The following is a 14842-nucleotide window of genomic DNA, read 5'->3' as shown; positions in this document are numbered from 1 at the left end:
TTCGCGAAACAGCTCAGGAATAAAGGCGCAGGGTTGGCGGTCGGATCAAGCCTCACCTAGCGTGATGAAATGAAGAACAGGGGGCGGCGATGATGGCGCATCCGCAAACGGAAGATCAGGCCAGCCGGATCGTCTATGACGACTTCCGAGCCGACGGCGGCTATACGCTGGCGAACTATCAGGCGCTCTGGGACAACATCTACGGTCTTGGCGAGATGGCGGTTCAGGACACGCGCCGTTTCGAGGACGGCGTGTTCACCGTCTCGGCCGCCCCGTTCAGCACGGGCGTCGACAAGAGCGTGCTGGATCACATCAAATATTTCGGGGTCAGCCGAAAGACGTTCGCCCCGCCCAGACGCGGCTCTCTGACGCTTAAGGCGACGATCGAGGCCCGAACGCCGGGCATAGAGCGCGGCCGGGTGGTGCACGGCGTCTATGGCCCGTCTGGCGGCGGGCCGACGGGCACGCCCTATTCCGCCATGCTGCTGGACGCCCAACAGGCCAGCGTCACCCTGCATCTGATCGACTTCGAGACCGGTCAGTTGTTCGACTGGCTGGTGTCCGAGCGGGTCGCCATGTGCCTGGTCGAGCGGCTGCCGTCCAGCGTGACCGGCTCGGCCATCCCCGTTGGCTCGGACAAGATGCACACCCAGATCGTCATGGAGCACCCGATCACGCCTGGCCCGCACACCTACGCCATCCGCTTCTCGCGCGGGGTCGAACGCCCGGGCGTGGAGTTCCTGGTCGACGGCCAGGTCATCAGCCGCGTCGAGCGGGTGGGCGTGCCGCTGGACTGGCAGGGCCAGCTCTATACCGGCCGCTGGCCCGCCATGGGTCCCGGCGAGGACCTGACCGACCGGATCAACAGCTTCGCCATCGGCCACGGCCTGTTCAGCCTGCTGGACGCCTTTCCCTTCCAGTATGAGACCGCGCCGGAAGAGAGCATCTCCATCCCGCTGGACCAACGCCTGTTCGGCCAGGGCGCCATCGGCGGGTTCCAGAACATCGAGATCCATCTGGACCCGGCCTGAGCCTGAAGGGGTCGCTTTCATCGTTCCATATTTAGAACGCATAGAGCCGTTTTCGCAATCTACTCGGGTCGGCGTTGCGGGTGCATATGGCCGTCAACGCGAACGGGCCATCCGGTCGCCCCGAGGAGACAAGCCATGAAAAAGGTTCTGGGACGTTATGGAAACGATCGCGGCCATTGGGTCGGCGACGGCTTCCCCGTGCGGTCGCTGTTTTCCTATGACAGCGTCGGCAAGCACGTCAGCCCCTTCCTGCTGCTCGACTATGGCGGGCCGCACAATTTCGAGCCGACGACCGAACGGCGCGGCGTGGGCCAGCATCCGCACCGCGGGTTCGAGACGGTGACCATCGTCTATGACGGCGAGGTCGAGCACCGCGACTCGACCGGCCAGGGCGGGATCATCGGTCCCGGCGACGTCCAGTGGATGACGGCGGGCGGCGGCATCCTGCACGAGGAGTTCCACTCTTCCGCCTTCGCCAAGTCCGGCGGGCCGTTCCGCATGGTCCAACTGTGGGTCAACCTGCCCGCCAAGGACAAGATGACCACGCCCGGCTATCAGGGCATCCTGAACGCCGAGATCCCGACCGTCAGCCTGAAGGACGGCGCTGGGACCGCGCGGATCATCGCCGGTGATTTCGACGGCTCCAAGGGTCCGGCCCGGACCTTCACGCCGATGAACGTCTGGGACGTGCGGCTGAACCGCGATGCCCAGACGACGCTGGACCTGCCCCAGGACCACACCTCCATCCTGGTGGTGCTGTCGGGCCGGATCACCGTCAACGATACGGAATCGGCCGGAGCCGCCGAGGCCCTGTTGCTGAGCCGCGACGGCGAGGGCGTGCAGATCCGCGCCGACGCCGACACCGTCCTGCTGGTCCTGACCGGCGAGCCGATCGACGAACCCATCGTCGGCTACGGCCCGTTCGTGATGAACTCTCAGGACGAAATCCGCCAGGCGATCACGGACTTCAACGCCGGCCGTTTCGGCCAGATCGCCGCCACGGCCTAACCCCGCACACTGGCCCGGTCTTCGGACCGGGCCGCCTCCACTTCCTGCTGACGATCCCCGTCGATGCAGCCCAGACCCGTGAGGATGCCATGATTTCCCGAACCGCCGCCGCAGCGGCCGTCATTGTCCAACTGCTGGCCGCCAGCGCCCCGGCCCTGGCCGCGCCCCCGGCTCAGTCCGCCCCCATCGCCGCAACCGCCCAGGCCGCGGGTCCGGTCGCCTATCGCATCGATCCGACCCACGCCCAGGCGCGCGTCTCCTGGAACCACATGGGCCTGTCGCGGCCCGGCGCGACCTTCGAGACCATCGAGGGCGTGATCCGCATCGACACCGCCGACCCGACCAGGTCCAGCGTCTCGGTGACCATTCCGGTCAGCGGCGCGGACACCGGTGTTCCCGCCCTGGACGCCATGTTCCAGGGGGCCGACTTCTTCGACGCCGCACGCCATCCGAACATCACCTTTCAGAGCCGGGCGGTGCGCTTCACCGGCCTGGGCAACCGGTTCCAGGTCGAAGGCGACCTGACCGTACGCGGCGTCACCCGACCGGTGGTGCTGGACGCCGTTCTGAACGGGTCCGGCGTCCATCCGATGACCGGTGCCCCGGCGGTCGGCTTTTCGGCGTCCACGACGCTGAAGCGTTCCGACTTTGGCCTGGGGGTCGCCTTGCCAGTGGTCGGCGATGAGATAGATGTTCAGATCACCGTCGAAGCCGTCGCCTAGTAGGAGACTGAATCCATGATCGAACTCGTCATCGACCAGCGTCGCCGGGATCTGGGCGGCGGCTTCGAGGTGGGGCGCGTCCTGCCGTACATGAAGCGCCGGGCGGTCGGGCCGTTCGTCTTCTTCGATCACATGGGACCGCTGGATCTGCCCGCCGGATTCCCGATGAGCATGGACGTGCGGCCCCACCCGCATATCGGCATCTCGACCCTGTCCTATCTGTTCGCCGGCGAGATCACCCATCGCGACAGCCTGGGCTATCATCAGGACATCCGCCCCGGCGAGGTCAATTGGATGACGGCCGGCAGCGGCGTCACCCATTCCGAACGGCTTGAGCGCGCGCGGCGCGAGGGCGCCCATATGGAAGGCATCCAGGCCTGGGTCGCCCTGCCGACCGGCCAGGAAGAGATCGACCCCTCGTTCCAGCACGTCGCCGCCGCCGACCTGCCGACCTGGCGCGAGGGTGGGGTGAGAGGCCGCCTGGTCGCGGGCGAGACCCTGGGCCTGAAGGCGGGGGTCAACACCTTCTCGCCCATGCACTATCTGCATCTGGAGCTGGAGCCGGGCGCGCGTTTCCAGACCCCGACCGACCATGCGGAAAGCGCCGTCTACGTCGTGTCCGGCCTGGTCGAGATCGACGACGGCCGCCCGCTGGGCCACGGCCAGATGGCGGTGCTGGAAAAGGGCGTCGCCTCGGTGGTCTGCGCGCTGGAGCCGTCGACCGTCATGATCCTGGGCGGCGAGCCGGTGGGCGAACGCTTCATCGACTGGAATTTCGTCTCCTCGTCCAAGGACCGTATCGAACAGGCCAAGGCCGACTGGCGCGCCGGGCGGATGAAACTGCCCGACATGGACGATCAGGAGTTCATCCCCCTGCCGCCCGATCCGACCCCGTCCGCATCGCCCACGTCCTGATCGGAGCCGCACCATGGCCATCGCCCACGCCCGCATCGGAACCGCCCGCTACCGGACCACGATCAGGACCGGGCATGACCTTGAGCATGAAATCACCGCCGATGAGCCGCCGCGCCTGGGCGGAACGGATGCGGGACCCGCCCCGTTCGACCTGTTGGTCTCGGCCCTAGGCGCCTGCACCGCCATCACCCTGACGATGTACGCCGAGAAGAAGGGCTGGCCGCTGGAGGGGCTGGAGGTGCGGCTGGAATATCTGGGCGGCGAAACCCCGCCGCGCATCGAACGGGTGCTGACGCCGACAGGGCCGCTGGACGAGGCGCAGCGCGCGCGCCTGGCCGACGTGGCCGAACGCACGCCCGTGACCCTGGCCATCAAGAACGGCGTGCCGGTGCACACCACGCTGGCCTAAGGGCCGAGATCTAATGGCCCGCCGGGAAAGACGGCGCCCCCTGCGGTGTGAACCCCTAATCGGGTCTGAGTTTCGCCAAGGCCTTCAAGACCTCCGTCACCCTCGGGCTTGTCCCGAGGGCCTATTCCGGCGGCGTCCTCGAACGCGGATGATCTTGACCAGGGGTCACAACAGCCCTCAGTCCGGTTTGCAGCCCCATGGCCCCTCGGGACAAGCCCGAGGGTGACGAGGTTCAGGGGGTCGTCCCTAGGCCGCGTTCGCCGCGCGGGGCGCCGCTTCCGCCACCGGCTGGTCCAGACGCTCCATCAGATAGGCCAGGTCTTCGCGCGGCGCGTTCGGACGTTGGGTCAGGAAGCGTTGCAGCATCTGTTCGCGGAACGCCTCGCCGGTCGTGTCGGCGCCCTCGGACTGGAGCTGGCGCCAAGTGTCGACCCCGGCGCGGAAGGCCTGGAACAGGCGCGGCGGCAAACCGGCCCGGTCGTACAGGGCCTTCAGACCCAACGGCCCGGCGTCGTGCACCATCAGCCAGGCCCGTTGATGCGGCGTGCCCGCCAGCTCGGCCAGGCCGTATTCCAGGAACTCCATCTGCCCCCGCGCCACGGCGCGCAGCAACAGTGAGGCCGTCAGGGCCTTGCGCGCGTTCAACTGGCTGACGAAGCGGCCGATGTCGGGGCTGGCCGCGGCCTGATCGACCAGATCGACCGTCGCCCGCTCGCGCGCGAACTGGGCCAGGCGGATGGCCGTCTCGGGCGCGATGGCGTGACGCGAGACCAGATGCTCGCGCACGGCCTCGGACGCCAGTTCGATCAGACGTTCGGTCACGTGCAGCGGCAGCACCTGGCGATAGGCGATGGCGGCCACCACCTCGCCCGACTGGCCGAAGCGATCGACGGCGCGGTTCAGGGCGTGTTCGCCCATGTCGGCGTTGTCGTTGGCGGCCAGGGTCCGCACGGCGGTCTCGCCGCCGACCTCGACCACGGCCTCGGCCACGTCGCGGCTAACGCGCAGACGGGCGGCGACGGCGGTCTGGCGCACGGCCGAGCCGGCGCGCACGATCTCGATCAGGTCCTCGTCGGTGAAGACGGGCGAAGAGCCGATGATCGGCAGGGCGATGCTGTCGACGTCGGCCGCCAACCGCCGCGCCACGTCACGCGGGATCAGGTCCGAGGATTTCAGCGTCACCGCCATGGCCCGGCGCACCAGTTCGGCCGCGTCCTCGGCCATGACCCGCAGGATCTTCTGGGCCGCCGCGCGGTCCTGATCGTTCAGATCGGGCCGATCCATGCTGCGGCACAGCTTGTGCGCGGCGGCGGCGCGTTCGTCTTCGTCGGTCGCCTTGATCAGCCGGCGGATGTCGGCGTCGGTCAGGCGCGCGCGGTAGGCGGTCATGGGCGGACTCTCAGCACGGAATCGTGTCGAACCCCAGCATCCGCCCGCCATGATTAACGGCGGGTTCACCAAGCGGTGGTCAGGCGCTGGTTTCGTTCGTGGGAGCGGGCGCGAAGGCGCCGCCGAAGCCGCCGCCGACGCCGGTTCCGCCCTCGCCCGGCTGACCCAGCAACAGGGCCAGCAGGCTCTGATCCTGCTTCAGCCGATCCATGCGCGCGGCCAAGGCTCTTTGCTTGTCGGTCAGGCCTTGCGTCTCTTCGGCCGTGCCGACGCCCGAGGCGGGCGCACCCTGCCCCGCCGTGCGTTGCAGATTGGCGTGCACCTCGGCCACCGTGGCCGGGCGGCCGTCGCGGTAGAAGATCGAACGATTGGCCCCCGCCGCCTCGGGAAACAGCGACGCCGCGCTGGCCCCGGGCCGCGTGGTCATGGCCTCCATCAGCTCCGCCGCCCCGCCGGGTCCCAGGAAGTGGGCGGCGTAGAGGTCGCCCGCCCCCGGCTCGCGTCCCGTGCGCCCGCGCAGATAGGCGGCGTTCGACGCCGTCAGTTCGGCCGCCATGGCCGAGGCGGCGTGCGGATCGAACCGCAGGTCCATCACCACGTTCCGGGCGGACCCTTCGACCCGCCAACGCCCGTCGGACCCGCGATGGATCAGATCGGCGTACTGGCCGTAGCCGTGTCGCGCACCCGACTTCTTGACCGTCGCCAGCCAGGTCTGTTCGATGAACTGGAACAGGCCCGCCGCCGATGAGGTGCGCGCCCGCGCCGACGGGTTCATGGCGCTCTCGCGCCGGGCCGTCTTCATCAGGAAGTCGAAGTCCACGCCGGTGGCCTCGGCGGCGCGCCGGATGGCCGCCTCCACGCCTCCCGATGATGGAATCGCACCGACCGTCATGATGCCGGACGCTGGGCGATCATGGTTAACGGAGTCTGAATCGTTAACGGCTCGACCAGCCACAAACTTGCCGCAACGTAAGCGTCACCATGACGACGGCTGAGGGGGCTTCCTTAGAGGGAGTGACGGCCATGATGATGAAGACCGCGGGTGGACCGGGACTGGTCAGCCCCATCGATTTCGGCGAGCGCAGAAAGCCTCTGCCGCGCTGGGCCTGGGGCGCCATCGGCGCGTCTCTGGTCGTTCACGGCGCAGTCGGCGTGGCCCTCTATACGCAGCGGTTCGAGATCGCGATCCCGGAAACGATCTCCGACACGCCTCCCATCACCGTCACCATGGACCGGCCCGAGCCGCCGCCCGTGGTCAAGAACGACCCCGCGCCGCCCGCGCCGACGCCCGATCTGAACCGCCCCGTCGTCGCCCAGCCGACCGAGACGCTGTCGGTTCCGGTGACGGATGATCCGGCGCCGGTCACCGGCACGGTCATCAACCTGGCCCATCCGGTCGCGCCTGATGCGACGGGCGTAGCAGCTACGCCGGACGTTCCCGCGCGCGGCCCGGTCGTCATCACCAACCCCACCTGGCTGCGCAAGCCGTCGGGAGCGCAACTGATGGACGCCTATCCCGACCGCGCCATGCGCAATGAGGTGGCGGGCGCGGCCACCCTGCGTTGCGCCGTGCGGCTGGACGGCAGTTTGACCGGCTGTTCGGTGCTGACCGAGACGCCGGGCGGCTATGGCTTCGGTCGTTCGGCCCTGGGTCTCAGCCGCTATTTCCGCATGAACCCCGGCGCAGTGGACGGCCAGGCAGTCGACGGCGCCCGCGTCGATGTCGGCGTGCGTTTCACCCTGCCCGACTGAACCGCATGGGATCGAAGGCCGCCGCCTCGGGCCGGGGCGCGCGGCCTTCAACCGCATCGGCGACGATCTCGCCGACCAGGGGTCCCAGCATCCAGCCGTTGCGACGCGGCGCCAGGGCCACTGCCAGGCCCGGCGCGGCCAGACCCGCCAGGGGCAGGCCGTCCGCCGACGCCCCTCGCACCCCGACGCACCATTTGACGGCCGCCGGATCGATCGACTGCTCCAGCAAGGCCTCGGCCGCCCGCCGCAGACGCTCCGAGGTTTCGGCGTCCGGCGTCAGGTCGCGGCGTCCCGCCTCCATGGTCGCGCCGATGACCACGCCGCCGTCGACCGGCGTCACATAACCCGCGCGACCGCGCAGGGTCCGGTCGGCCAGCGCCTGGCCGACAAAGCCGATCTGTCCGCGCACCGGCGTCGCCGCGTCCAGGGCCGCGCGAACCGACGGCGGCAGGCCGCCCATCCTCTCGTCCGCCCCGGTGGCCAGGATCACGGCCTGGGCCGTCAATGTTCGGCCGTCCGCCAGGCGCACGACCCAGCCCTGAGCGTCGCCGGTGACGGTCTCGACGCGGCCCTCGATCCGGCCCACGCCGTCCGCCAGGCGTTTCAGGGCGGCCGTGGGCGACAGACGCAGGTCCTGCGGCGCGCGCACGCCGCGCTCGGTCGTCTCGGCCGCGAAGCCCAGCGCACGCAGGCGCTCGGCGATCTGGTCCCAGCCTTCGCCGCGCCACTCGGCCATGGCGGGAACCACATCGACCCCCGCCTCGGCGGCGAAAACGGGCCATCGCGCCGCCGCCCGTCGATACAGATCCGCCCGTTCCGGCGTCACGTCTTCGGCCGCGCTCTCCATCGCCGGCGCGATCATGCCCGCCGCGACGGACGAGGCGTTCGGCCCGCCGGGATCGACCACGGTCACCGCATGACCGCGCGCGCGCAGGACCGACGCCGTGCTGAGACCCAGCACGCCGGCGCCGACGATCAGGATGTCATGAGCTGGAGAGGCCACGCCCGGTCACATCGGCCGGACGCGGCGCTCAATCAAGCCCCTTATTCCGCCGCGATGGCCGCGGCCCGCGCCGCGTCCAGGCGCCGGGTCAGGGCGTCATGCTGCTCCCACAGGGCCTTGGGCAGGCGTTCGCCGAACTTGCCGTAGAAGTCGGGGATCAGGGCGGCTTCCTCGGCCCAGACCTCGGCGTCGACGCTCAAGAGAGTGTCCAACTGGGCGTCCGTCAGATCCAGGCCCGACAAGTCCAGCGCCTCGCGCGTCGGCACGCGGCCGACCGGGGTGTCGTGGGCCTCGGCCTCGCCGTCCAGACGCTCGGCCACCCATTTCAGCACGCGGGCGTTGTCGCCGAAGCCAGGCCAGACGAACTTGCCGTCCTCGCCCTTGCGGAACCAGTTGACGAAGAACATGCGCGGCATCTTCGCAGCGTCGCGGCCCTGGCCCATCTTCAGCCAGTGGGCGAAATAGTCGCCCATGTTGTAGCCGCAGAACGGCAGCATGGCGAACGGATCACGGCGCAGCTCGCCGACCTTGTTCTCGGCCGCCGCCGTGCCTTCCGAGGCCACGGTCGAACCCATGAACACCCCGTGCTCCCAGTCGAAGGCCTCGGTCACCAGCGGCACGGCCGAGGCGCGACGGCCGCCGAACAGGATGGCGTCGATCGGCACGCCCTTGGGGTCTTCCCATTCCGGCGCGATGGTCGGGCACTGGTGCGCCGGGGCGGCGAAGCGGGCGTTGGGGTGGGCGGCGGGTTCGCCCGAGGCCGGGTCGTGGGCCGCACCCTTCCAGTTGGTCAGGCCTTCCGGCGCCTCTTTCGACAGACCTTCCCACCAGACGTCGCCGTCGGCGGTCAGGGCCGTGTTGGTGAAGACGGTGTTGCGCGTCAGGGTCGCCAGGGCGTTCTGATTGGTGTTGCGGCTGGTGCCCGGCGCCACGCCGAAGAAGCCGGCCTCGGGGTTCACGGCGTACAGGCGGCCGTCGTCGCCGAAGCGCATCCAGGCGATGTCGTCGCCGATGGTCTCGGCCGTCCAGCCTTCCAGCGCCGGTTGCAGCATGGCCAGGTTGGTCTTGCCGCAGGCCGAGGGGAAGGCGGCGGCCACGTATTTGGCGCGGCCCTTCGGATCGGTCAGCTTCAGGATCAGCATGTGCTCGGCCAGCCAGCCCTCGTCGCGGGCCATGACCGAGGCGATGCGCAGGGCGTAGCATTTCTTGCCCAACAGGGCGTTGCCGCCATAGCCCGAGCCGTAGGACCAGATTTCCCGCGTTTCGGGGAAGTGGACGATCCACTTGTCGTCATTGCACGGCCAGGCCACGTCGGCCTGCCCCTCGGCCAGGGGCGCGCCCAGGGTGTGGACGCAGGGCACGAAGACGCCGTCCGAACCCAGCATGTCCAGCGCCGGCTTGCCCATGCGGGTCATGACGCCCATCGACACGGCGACATAGCCGCTGTCGGTGATCTCGACGCCCAGGGCGCTGATCGGCGACCCCAGAGGTCCCATGCAGAAGGGCACGACGTACATCGTCCGTCCGGCCATGCAGCCGTCGAACAGGCCGTCCAGACGCTGGCGCATCTCGGCCGGATCGGCCCAGTTGTTGGTCGGGCCGGCGTCGGCCGGATCGGCCGGGCACAGGAAGGTGCGGCTCTCGACGCGGGCCACGTCGCGCGGATCGGACGCGGCGTAGTAGCAGCCGGGGCGCTTGGCCGGGTCCAGCGCCTTCAACGTGCCCTTGGCCAGCAGGTCGGCGACGATGGTTTCCTTTTCGGCCTCGGACCCGTCGCACCAGTGCACGCGCGCGGGCTTGGTCAAGGCCGCGATCCGCTCGACCCAGTCGACGAGACGGGCGTGGGTGGTCGGCGCCGGATGAAGGCCGGGAATCGATTGAGTCACGATGACGCTCCTGAACGACCGGTTCGGCGATCTGGCGTCGCCGTGGCCGACTCCTCCGCGTGAGGGATCACGCAATGTTTCAGGCGAAAGACACCGAAGCCGACGCGGCGTCAACTGATGCAAGTTTCAACCCCATGTGAGCGCGCCGACGCCGTCGATACGCACTTTTCGCCCGCGCCTGCGGCGGCTATCGGAATGGGGTGCGAACCCTCGACCCTCAGACCTCGGCGCCGGACGGCGCGCTCAGCTCGCCCGCCGTCGCGCGCAACACCGTGCCGATCCTGGCCGTGCTGCGCGCCCACCTGCCCGCGCGCGGCCGGGTGCTGGAGATCGCCGCCGGGTCGGGCCAGCACGCCTTGGCCTTTTCGGCCGCCCTGCCCGGCCTGGACTGGACGCCCAGCGATCCCAGCCCGGACGCTCGCGCCAGCATCGCCGCCTGGCGCGCGGGCGAGGGGCCGCCGAACCTGACGGAACCCGTCGCGCTCGACTGCCTTGACCCCGCGACCTGGCCCGACGGCCCGTTCCAGGCCATGGTCTGCATCAACATGATCCACATCAGCCCGTGGACGGCGACCGAGGGCCTGATGGCCCTGGCTCGACGGGTCCTGGCGCCGATGGGCCTGCTCTATCTGTACGGTCCCTATCGCGAGGCCGGGATCGAGACCGCGCCGTCGAACGAAGCCTTCGACGCCAGCCTGAAGGCGCGCGATCCGGCCTGGGGCCTGCGCGACGTGGCCGATGTCGCGGCGCTGGCCAAGGCGAACGGCCTGGCCCTGACGCTGCGAAAGACCATGCCGGCGAACAATCTGTCCCTGCTGTTCCGGCGCGTTCCATGAGCTGGACGCGCACCTATGACGGCGTCGAGCCGCAGCGGATCAACAAATGGCTGGGCCAGTCGGGCGTCTGTTCGCGGCGCGAGGCCGAGGGGCTGATCGCCGAAGGGCTGGTCAGCATCGACGGCGAGGTGGTGACCGACGCGGGCCGCAAGATCCTGCCCGGCCAGACCCTGACGCTCAGCGACGGCGCGACCCGCGCCCTGGACGCCGCCGTCACCATCATGCTGCACAAGCCGGTCGGCTATGTCTCGGGCCAGCCCGAGCCGGACAAGATTCCCGCCGTCCGCCTGCTGACCGCCGCCAACGCCACGGACGGCTCACCGGATATCGCGGCCGACGCCTCCCTGCCCCCGATCGGGCGGCTGGATGAGGATTCGCGCGGTCTGTTGCTGTTGTCGTCCGACGGCGTGGTGGCCAAGGCGGTGATCGGGCCGGAGTCGGACCTGGCCAAGGAATACCTGGTCCGCGTCTCTGGCGAGGTCACGGAGCGCAAGCTGGCCCTGCTGCGCCACGGCCTGTCGCTGGACGGGCGAACCCTGAAACCCGCTGATGTCACCCAGCTCAAGCCGCGCCGCCTGCGTTTCATCCTGCGCGAGGGCCGCAACCGCCAGATCCGCCGGATGTGCGAACTGGTCGGGCTGGAGGTCACGGATTTGAAACGCACGCGCATCGGCCCGTTGGCCCTGGGCGATCTGCCCGAGGGCCGCTGGCGGATGCTGACGGCCGATGAGCGCAAGAAGCTGATCGGGTGAAACCCTTCTCCCCTCGCGGGAGAAGGTGGCCCGCAGAGCGGGTCGGATGAGGGGGCTGTGTCCGACACGCTGACCGGCTGACAGTCAGGACGGGGCAGGCTTACCCCTCATCCGTCATGCTCCGCATGACACCTTCTCCCCCAAGGGGAGAAGGAAAGGATCAGCGATTCAACGACGACCGCGCCGTTTCCGCATAGCGATGCCCCTGGGCGGCGCCGCGCGGGAAGGCCGCCTCGATCCGCGCCAGGTCGTCGGCCGTCAGCGCCAGGTCGGCGGCGGCGACGTTTTCCTCCAACGTCTTGGAACGTCGCGTGCCGGGGATCGGGACCAGATGCTCACCCTGGGCCAGCACCCAGGCCAGGGCCAGTTGCGCGGCGGTGACGCCCCGGTCGGCGGCGATGGCCTGAACGGCCGCGACCAGATCCAGGTTCTTCTGGAAATTCTCGCCCTGGAAACGCGGATTGGTGCGGCGATAGTCATCGGCGGCCAGGTCGTCGATCGACTTGATCTCGCCCGACAGGAAGCCGCGGCCCAGCGGGCTGTAGGGCACGAAGCCGATCCCCAGTTCGTCGCAGGTCGTCAGGATCTCGTCCTCCGGCTCGCGGCTCCACAGCGAATATTCGGTCTGCAAGGCCGTGATCGGATGGACGGCGTGCGCCTTTCTCAGGGTCGCCGGGTTCGCTTCGGACAGGCCCAGGAAACGGACCTTGCCCTCTTCCACCAGCCGGGCCATGGCGCCGACCGTGTCTTCGATCGGCGTGTTCGGATCGACGCGGTGCAGATAGTACAGATCGACGTGGTCGGTGTTCAGCCGTTTCAGACTGCCTTCGATGGCCCGGCGCACATTGGCGGGGCTGCCGTCGACCGTCAGAGCCGTACGCTCGGCGTTGTAGCCGATGCCGAATTTGGTCGCCAGGAAGATGCGGTCGCGCCGCCCGGCGAAGGCTTCGCCCAACAGCTCCTCGTTCAGATACGGCCCGTACATCTCGGCCGTGTCGAACAGGGTGACGCCCAGCTCCAGCGCCCGGTCCAGGGTCGTCAGCGACTGGGTCTTGTCGGTCGCGCCGTAGAAGGCGCTCATCCCCATGCAGCCCAGACCGATGGCGGAGACTTCTGGGCCGTTCCGGCCGAGGCGACGGGTCTTCATGGAGCACTCCTGATTGGCTGAACCGCTCAGGTCGTGATGCCGAGGAGGAAGCGCAACCCTTTCTTTCGTCATTCCGGGCGAAGGCGCGAAGCGCCGCAGACCCGGAATGACGAAAGCAGGGCAAGGCCTACAGCGGCGCGCACTGCGCCTTCAGCCAGTCCAGAACCTCGCCGTCCAGCAACGGCCCGACCTTCTCGACCACCTTGGCGTGATAGGCGTCGACATAGGCGCGTTCGTCCGACGTCAGCAGGGCCGCGTCGATCAGGCGGCGGTCCAGCGGCGCCAGGGTCAGTTGCTCGAAGCCCAGCATCGGCCGTTCGCCGCCCGCGATGGGTTCGGCGGGCGTCACCACCTGCAAGGTTTCGATGCGGATGCCCCAGTGGCCCTCGCGGTAATAGCCCGGCTCGTTCGACACGATCATGCCCGGCAGCAAGGGCTGGCTGTTCACAGCCTTGGAGATGCGCTGGGGTCCTTCGTGCACGCCCAGATAGCTGCCCACGCCGTGGCCGGTGCCGTGGTCGTAATCCAGGCCCGCCATCCACATCGGCGCGCGGGCCAGGGCGTCCAACTGGTGCCCCGTCGTGCCCGTCGGAAAGCGGATCACGGCCATGGCGATGTGCGCCTTCAGCACCAGGGTGAACATCCGCTTCTGATCGGCGCCCGGTTCGCCCACGGCCATGGTCCGCGTCACGTCGGTGGTGCCGTCCAGATACTGGCCGCCGCCGTCGACCAGCAGCAGCGATCCCGGCTCCATCCGCCGCAGGGTGCGGGTCACGGGCTTGTAGTGCGGCAGGGCGCCGTTCGGCCCGGCCCCGGCGATGGTGTCGAACGACAGGTCCTTCAGGGCGCCGGTCCCTTCGCGGAACCGCTCCAGCGCCTCGGCCACCTCACGCTCGTCGGGCAGGCTGTGCTGGGCGACGGTGTCGACCCAGTGCAGGAAACGGGTCAGGGCCGCGCCGTCGCGGATGTGGGCCTGGCGCGAGCCTTCGATCTCCACAGCGTTCTTGGCCGCGCGCGGCAGGGCGCAGGGGTCGGCGGCGCGCACCACGACCGCGCCCGCCTGATCCAGCCGGTCGAACCACCAGGCCGAGGAGACGCCGGGATCGATCAGGACACGGCGGCCCTTCAACCCCTCCAAGGCGCCGTCCAGGGCGTCGGGCGCCTCGACTCGGACCTGGTCGCCCAGCCAACCGGGCAGCTCATTGGTGACCTTCTTCGGATCGATGAACAGACGCGCCGATCCGTCCGCCTCGACCATCGCCTGGGCCAGAGGCAGGGGCGTACGGATGACGTCGCCGCCACGCACATTGAACAGCCAGGCGATGGAGGCGGGAGCGGTCAGAACGGCGACATCCGCCCCCTTGTCGGCGACGGCCCGGCCGATGCGCGCGCGTTTGGCGGCGGCGGTTTCACCGGCGTATCGGTCCTCGTGCGGGACCACCGGCGCGGTCGGTTGCGGCGGACGGTCGTCGCCCCAGGCCTGATCCAGCGGATTGACGTCGACCGGTCTCAGTTCGGCGCCCGCCTTGGCGGCGGCGGCCTTCAGTCCGGCCAGGGCGTCGGGGCTGTGCAGACGCGGGTCATAGCCGATGACGGCGCCCCGGGGGGCGCCTTCCAGCCAGCGGGCCAGGCCGTTGTTCTCCAGGTCCAGGATCTCGAACGCCTTCGGATCGACCTGCGCCCGAACCTGCACCGTATAGCGGCCGTCGGCGAAGACGGCGGCGCGGTCGGTCAGCACCGCCCCCGCCCCGGCCGAGCCGGTGAAGCCGCTGATCCAGGCCAGCCGCTCGTTGGCGGCGGGCAGATATTCGTTCTGGTGCTCGTCCTCGTGCGGGATCAGAAAGCCGTCCAGCCCCTGCTCGGCCATGCGGGCGCGCAACAGGGGCAGGTGCTTTTCACCGAAGGCGGGCGTGGTGGTTTCGTCGAAGGTCTGGCGCATGACGCGGGGTCTAGCACCCCCCTCCCCGCCTGGGGAGGGTGAGCGCGTTCAGA

The 14842-nt window shown here is 69.4% G+C and carries 14 protein-coding genes; 8 read left to right on the top strand and 6 right to left on the bottom strand.

Going from position 1 to position 14842, the window contains the following annotated elements; translation table 11 throughout:
* Positions 1-92 precede the first annotated feature (92 nt).
* From V7D63_RS05080 to V7D63_RS05060, 5 genes are all read left to right on the top strand, one after another.
* Entirely contained in the window at positions 93-1031 is a 939-nt protein-coding gene (locus V7D63_RS05080) for a DUF6081 family protein (protein WP_333591178.1), read from the top strand.
* 135 nt (positions 1032-1166) lie between these two features.
* Entirely contained in the window at positions 1167-2039 is an 873-nt protein-coding gene (locus tag V7D63_RS05075; RefSeq protein WP_333591177.1) for a pirin family protein, read from the top strand.
* A gap of 89 nt (positions 2040-2128) precedes the next feature.
* The gene (locus V7D63_RS05070) at positions 2129-2761 is read left to right on the top strand and encodes a YceI family protein (protein ID WP_333591176.1); all 633 of its coding nucleotides are present in this window, start codon (positions 2129-2131) and stop codon (positions 2759-2761) included.
* Positions 2762-2776: 15 nt separating this feature from the next.
* Positions 2777-3676 (top strand): pirin family protein, encoded by a 900-nt coding sequence (locus tag V7D63_RS05065; RefSeq protein ID WP_333591175.1) that lies wholly within the window; start codon positions 2777-2779, stop codon positions 3674-3676.
* Positions 3677-3689: 13 nt separating this feature from the next.
* Entirely contained in the window at positions 3690-4085 is a 396-nt protein-coding gene (locus tag V7D63_RS05060; protein WP_333591174.1) for an OsmC family protein, read from the top strand.
* Between the two features lie 246 nt (positions 4086-4331).
* Here V7D63_RS05060 and V7D63_RS05055 read toward each other — a convergent pair whose 3' ends face one another.
* Together V7D63_RS05055 and V7D63_RS05050 are read right to left on the bottom strand one after the other, a co-directional pair.
* Positions 4332-5474, bottom strand: coding sequence for a DUF2336 domain-containing protein (locus tag V7D63_RS05055; protein WP_333591173.1), 1143 nt, complete (start codon positions 5472-5474; stop codon positions 4332-4334).
* A gap of 79 nt (positions 5475-5553) precedes the next feature.
* Positions 5554-6366, bottom strand: a complete 813-nt coding sequence (locus tag V7D63_RS05050; RefSeq protein ID WP_333591172.1) for a transglycosylase SLT domain-containing protein — start codon at positions 6364-6366, stop codon at positions 5554-5556.
* Between the two features lie 131 nt (positions 6367-6497).
* Here V7D63_RS05050 and V7D63_RS05045 point away from each other — a divergent pair, with 131 nt between their 5' ends.
* Positions 6498-7226, top strand: a complete 729-nt coding sequence (locus V7D63_RS05045; RefSeq protein ID WP_333591171.1) for a TonB family protein — start codon at positions 6498-6500, stop codon at positions 7224-7226.
* On the opposite strand, the gene V7D63_RS05040 is transcribed toward V7D63_RS05045, so the two are convergent.
* Both V7D63_RS05040 and V7D63_RS05035 read right to left on the bottom strand, forming a co-directional pair.
* Positions 7210-8229, bottom strand: coding sequence for an NAD(P)/FAD-dependent oxidoreductase (locus tag V7D63_RS05040; protein WP_333591170.1), 1020 nt, complete (start codon positions 8227-8229; stop codon positions 7210-7212). The genes V7D63_RS05045 and V7D63_RS05040 overlap by 17 nt on opposite strands.
* A 41-nt stretch (positions 8230-8270) precedes the next feature.
* A complete protein-coding gene (locus tag V7D63_RS05035) occupies positions 8271-10115 on the bottom strand; it encodes a phosphoenolpyruvate carboxykinase (GTP) (protein ID WP_333591169.1) in 1845 nt (614 codons plus the stop codon).
* A 200-nt stretch (positions 10116-10315) separates the two neighbouring features.
* Here V7D63_RS05035 and V7D63_RS05030 point away from each other — a divergent pair, with 200 nt between their 5' ends.
* Both V7D63_RS05030 and V7D63_RS05025 read left to right on the top strand, forming a co-directional pair.
* On the top strand, positions 10316-10951 hold the full coding sequence (locus V7D63_RS05030) for a DUF938 domain-containing protein (RefSeq protein ID WP_333591168.1): 636 nt from the start codon (positions 10316-10318) through the stop codon (positions 10949-10951).
* A complete protein-coding gene (locus tag V7D63_RS05025; RefSeq protein WP_333591167.1) occupies positions 10948-11703 on the top strand; it encodes a pseudouridine synthase in 756 nt (251 codons plus the stop codon). Before V7D63_RS05030 ends, V7D63_RS05025 begins: the two co-directional genes overlap by 4 nt.
* 160 nt (positions 11704-11863) lie before the next feature.
* Here V7D63_RS05025 and V7D63_RS05020 read toward each other — a convergent pair whose 3' ends face one another.
* Both V7D63_RS05020 and V7D63_RS05015 read right to left on the bottom strand, forming a co-directional pair.
* The gene (locus V7D63_RS05020) at positions 11864-12850 is read right to left on the bottom strand and encodes an aldo/keto reductase (RefSeq protein WP_333591166.1); all 987 of its coding nucleotides are present in this window, start codon (positions 12848-12850) and stop codon (positions 11864-11866) included.
* A gap of 127 nt (positions 12851-12977) precedes the next feature.
* A complete protein-coding gene (locus V7D63_RS05015) occupies positions 12978-14789 on the bottom strand; it encodes an aminopeptidase P family protein (protein ID WP_333591165.1) in 1812 nt (603 codons plus the stop codon).
* Positions 14790-14842: the final 53 nt, after the last annotated feature.

The sequence above is a fragment of the Brevundimonas sp. genome, assembly GCF_036732845.1.
Lineage (GTDB): Bacteria > Pseudomonadota > Alphaproteobacteria > Caulobacterales > Caulobacteraceae > Brevundimonas.
The sequence above is the reverse complement of the archived record's forward strand: the minus strand, read 5'-3'. Positions and strand labels throughout refer to the sequence as shown.

What these genes read in the sequence shown, in the direction of transcription:
- V7D63_RS05080 (WP_333591178.1), top strand. Translation starts at nt 93, where the DNA reads ATGGCGCATCCGCAAACGGAAGATCAGGCCAGCCGGATCGTCTATGAC.
- V7D63_RS05075 (WP_333591177.1), top strand. Translation starts at nt 1,167, where the DNA reads ATGAAAAAGGTTCTGGGACGTTATGGAAACGATCGCGGCCATTGGGTC.
- V7D63_RS05070 (WP_333591176.1), top strand. Translation starts at nt 2,129, where the DNA reads ATGATTTCCCGAACCGCCGCCGCAGCGGCCGTCATTGTCCAACTGCTG.
- V7D63_RS05065 (WP_333591175.1), top strand. Translation starts at nt 2,777, where the DNA reads ATGATCGAACTCGTCATCGACCAGCGTCGCCGGGATCTGGGCGGCGGC.
- V7D63_RS05060 (WP_333591174.1), top strand. Translation starts at nt 3,690, where the DNA reads ATGGCCATCGCCCACGCCCGCATCGGAACCGCCCGCTACCGGACCACG.
- V7D63_RS05055 (WP_333591173.1), bottom strand. Translation starts at nt 5,474, where the DNA reads ATGACCGCCTACCGCGCGCGCCTGACCGACGCCGACATCCGCCGGCTG.
- V7D63_RS05050 (WP_333591172.1), bottom strand. Translation starts at nt 6,366, where the DNA reads ATGACGGTCGGTGCGATTCCATCATCGGGAGGCGTGGAGGCGGCCATC.
- V7D63_RS05045 (WP_333591171.1), top strand. Translation starts at nt 6,498, where the DNA reads ATGATGATGAAGACCGCGGGTGGACCGGGACTGGTCAGCCCCATCGAT.
- V7D63_RS05025 (WP_333591167.1), top strand. Translation starts at nt 10,948, where the DNA reads ATGAGCTGGACGCGCACCTATGACGGCGTCGAGCCGCAGCGGATCAAC.
- V7D63_RS05020 (WP_333591166.1), bottom strand. Translation starts at nt 12,850, where the DNA reads ATGAAGACCCGTCGCCTCGGCCGGAACGGCCCAGAAGTCTCCGCCATC.
- V7D63_RS05015 (WP_333591165.1), bottom strand. Translation starts at nt 14,789, where the DNA reads ATGCGCCAGACCTTCGACGAAACCACCACGCCCGCCTTCGGTGAAAAG.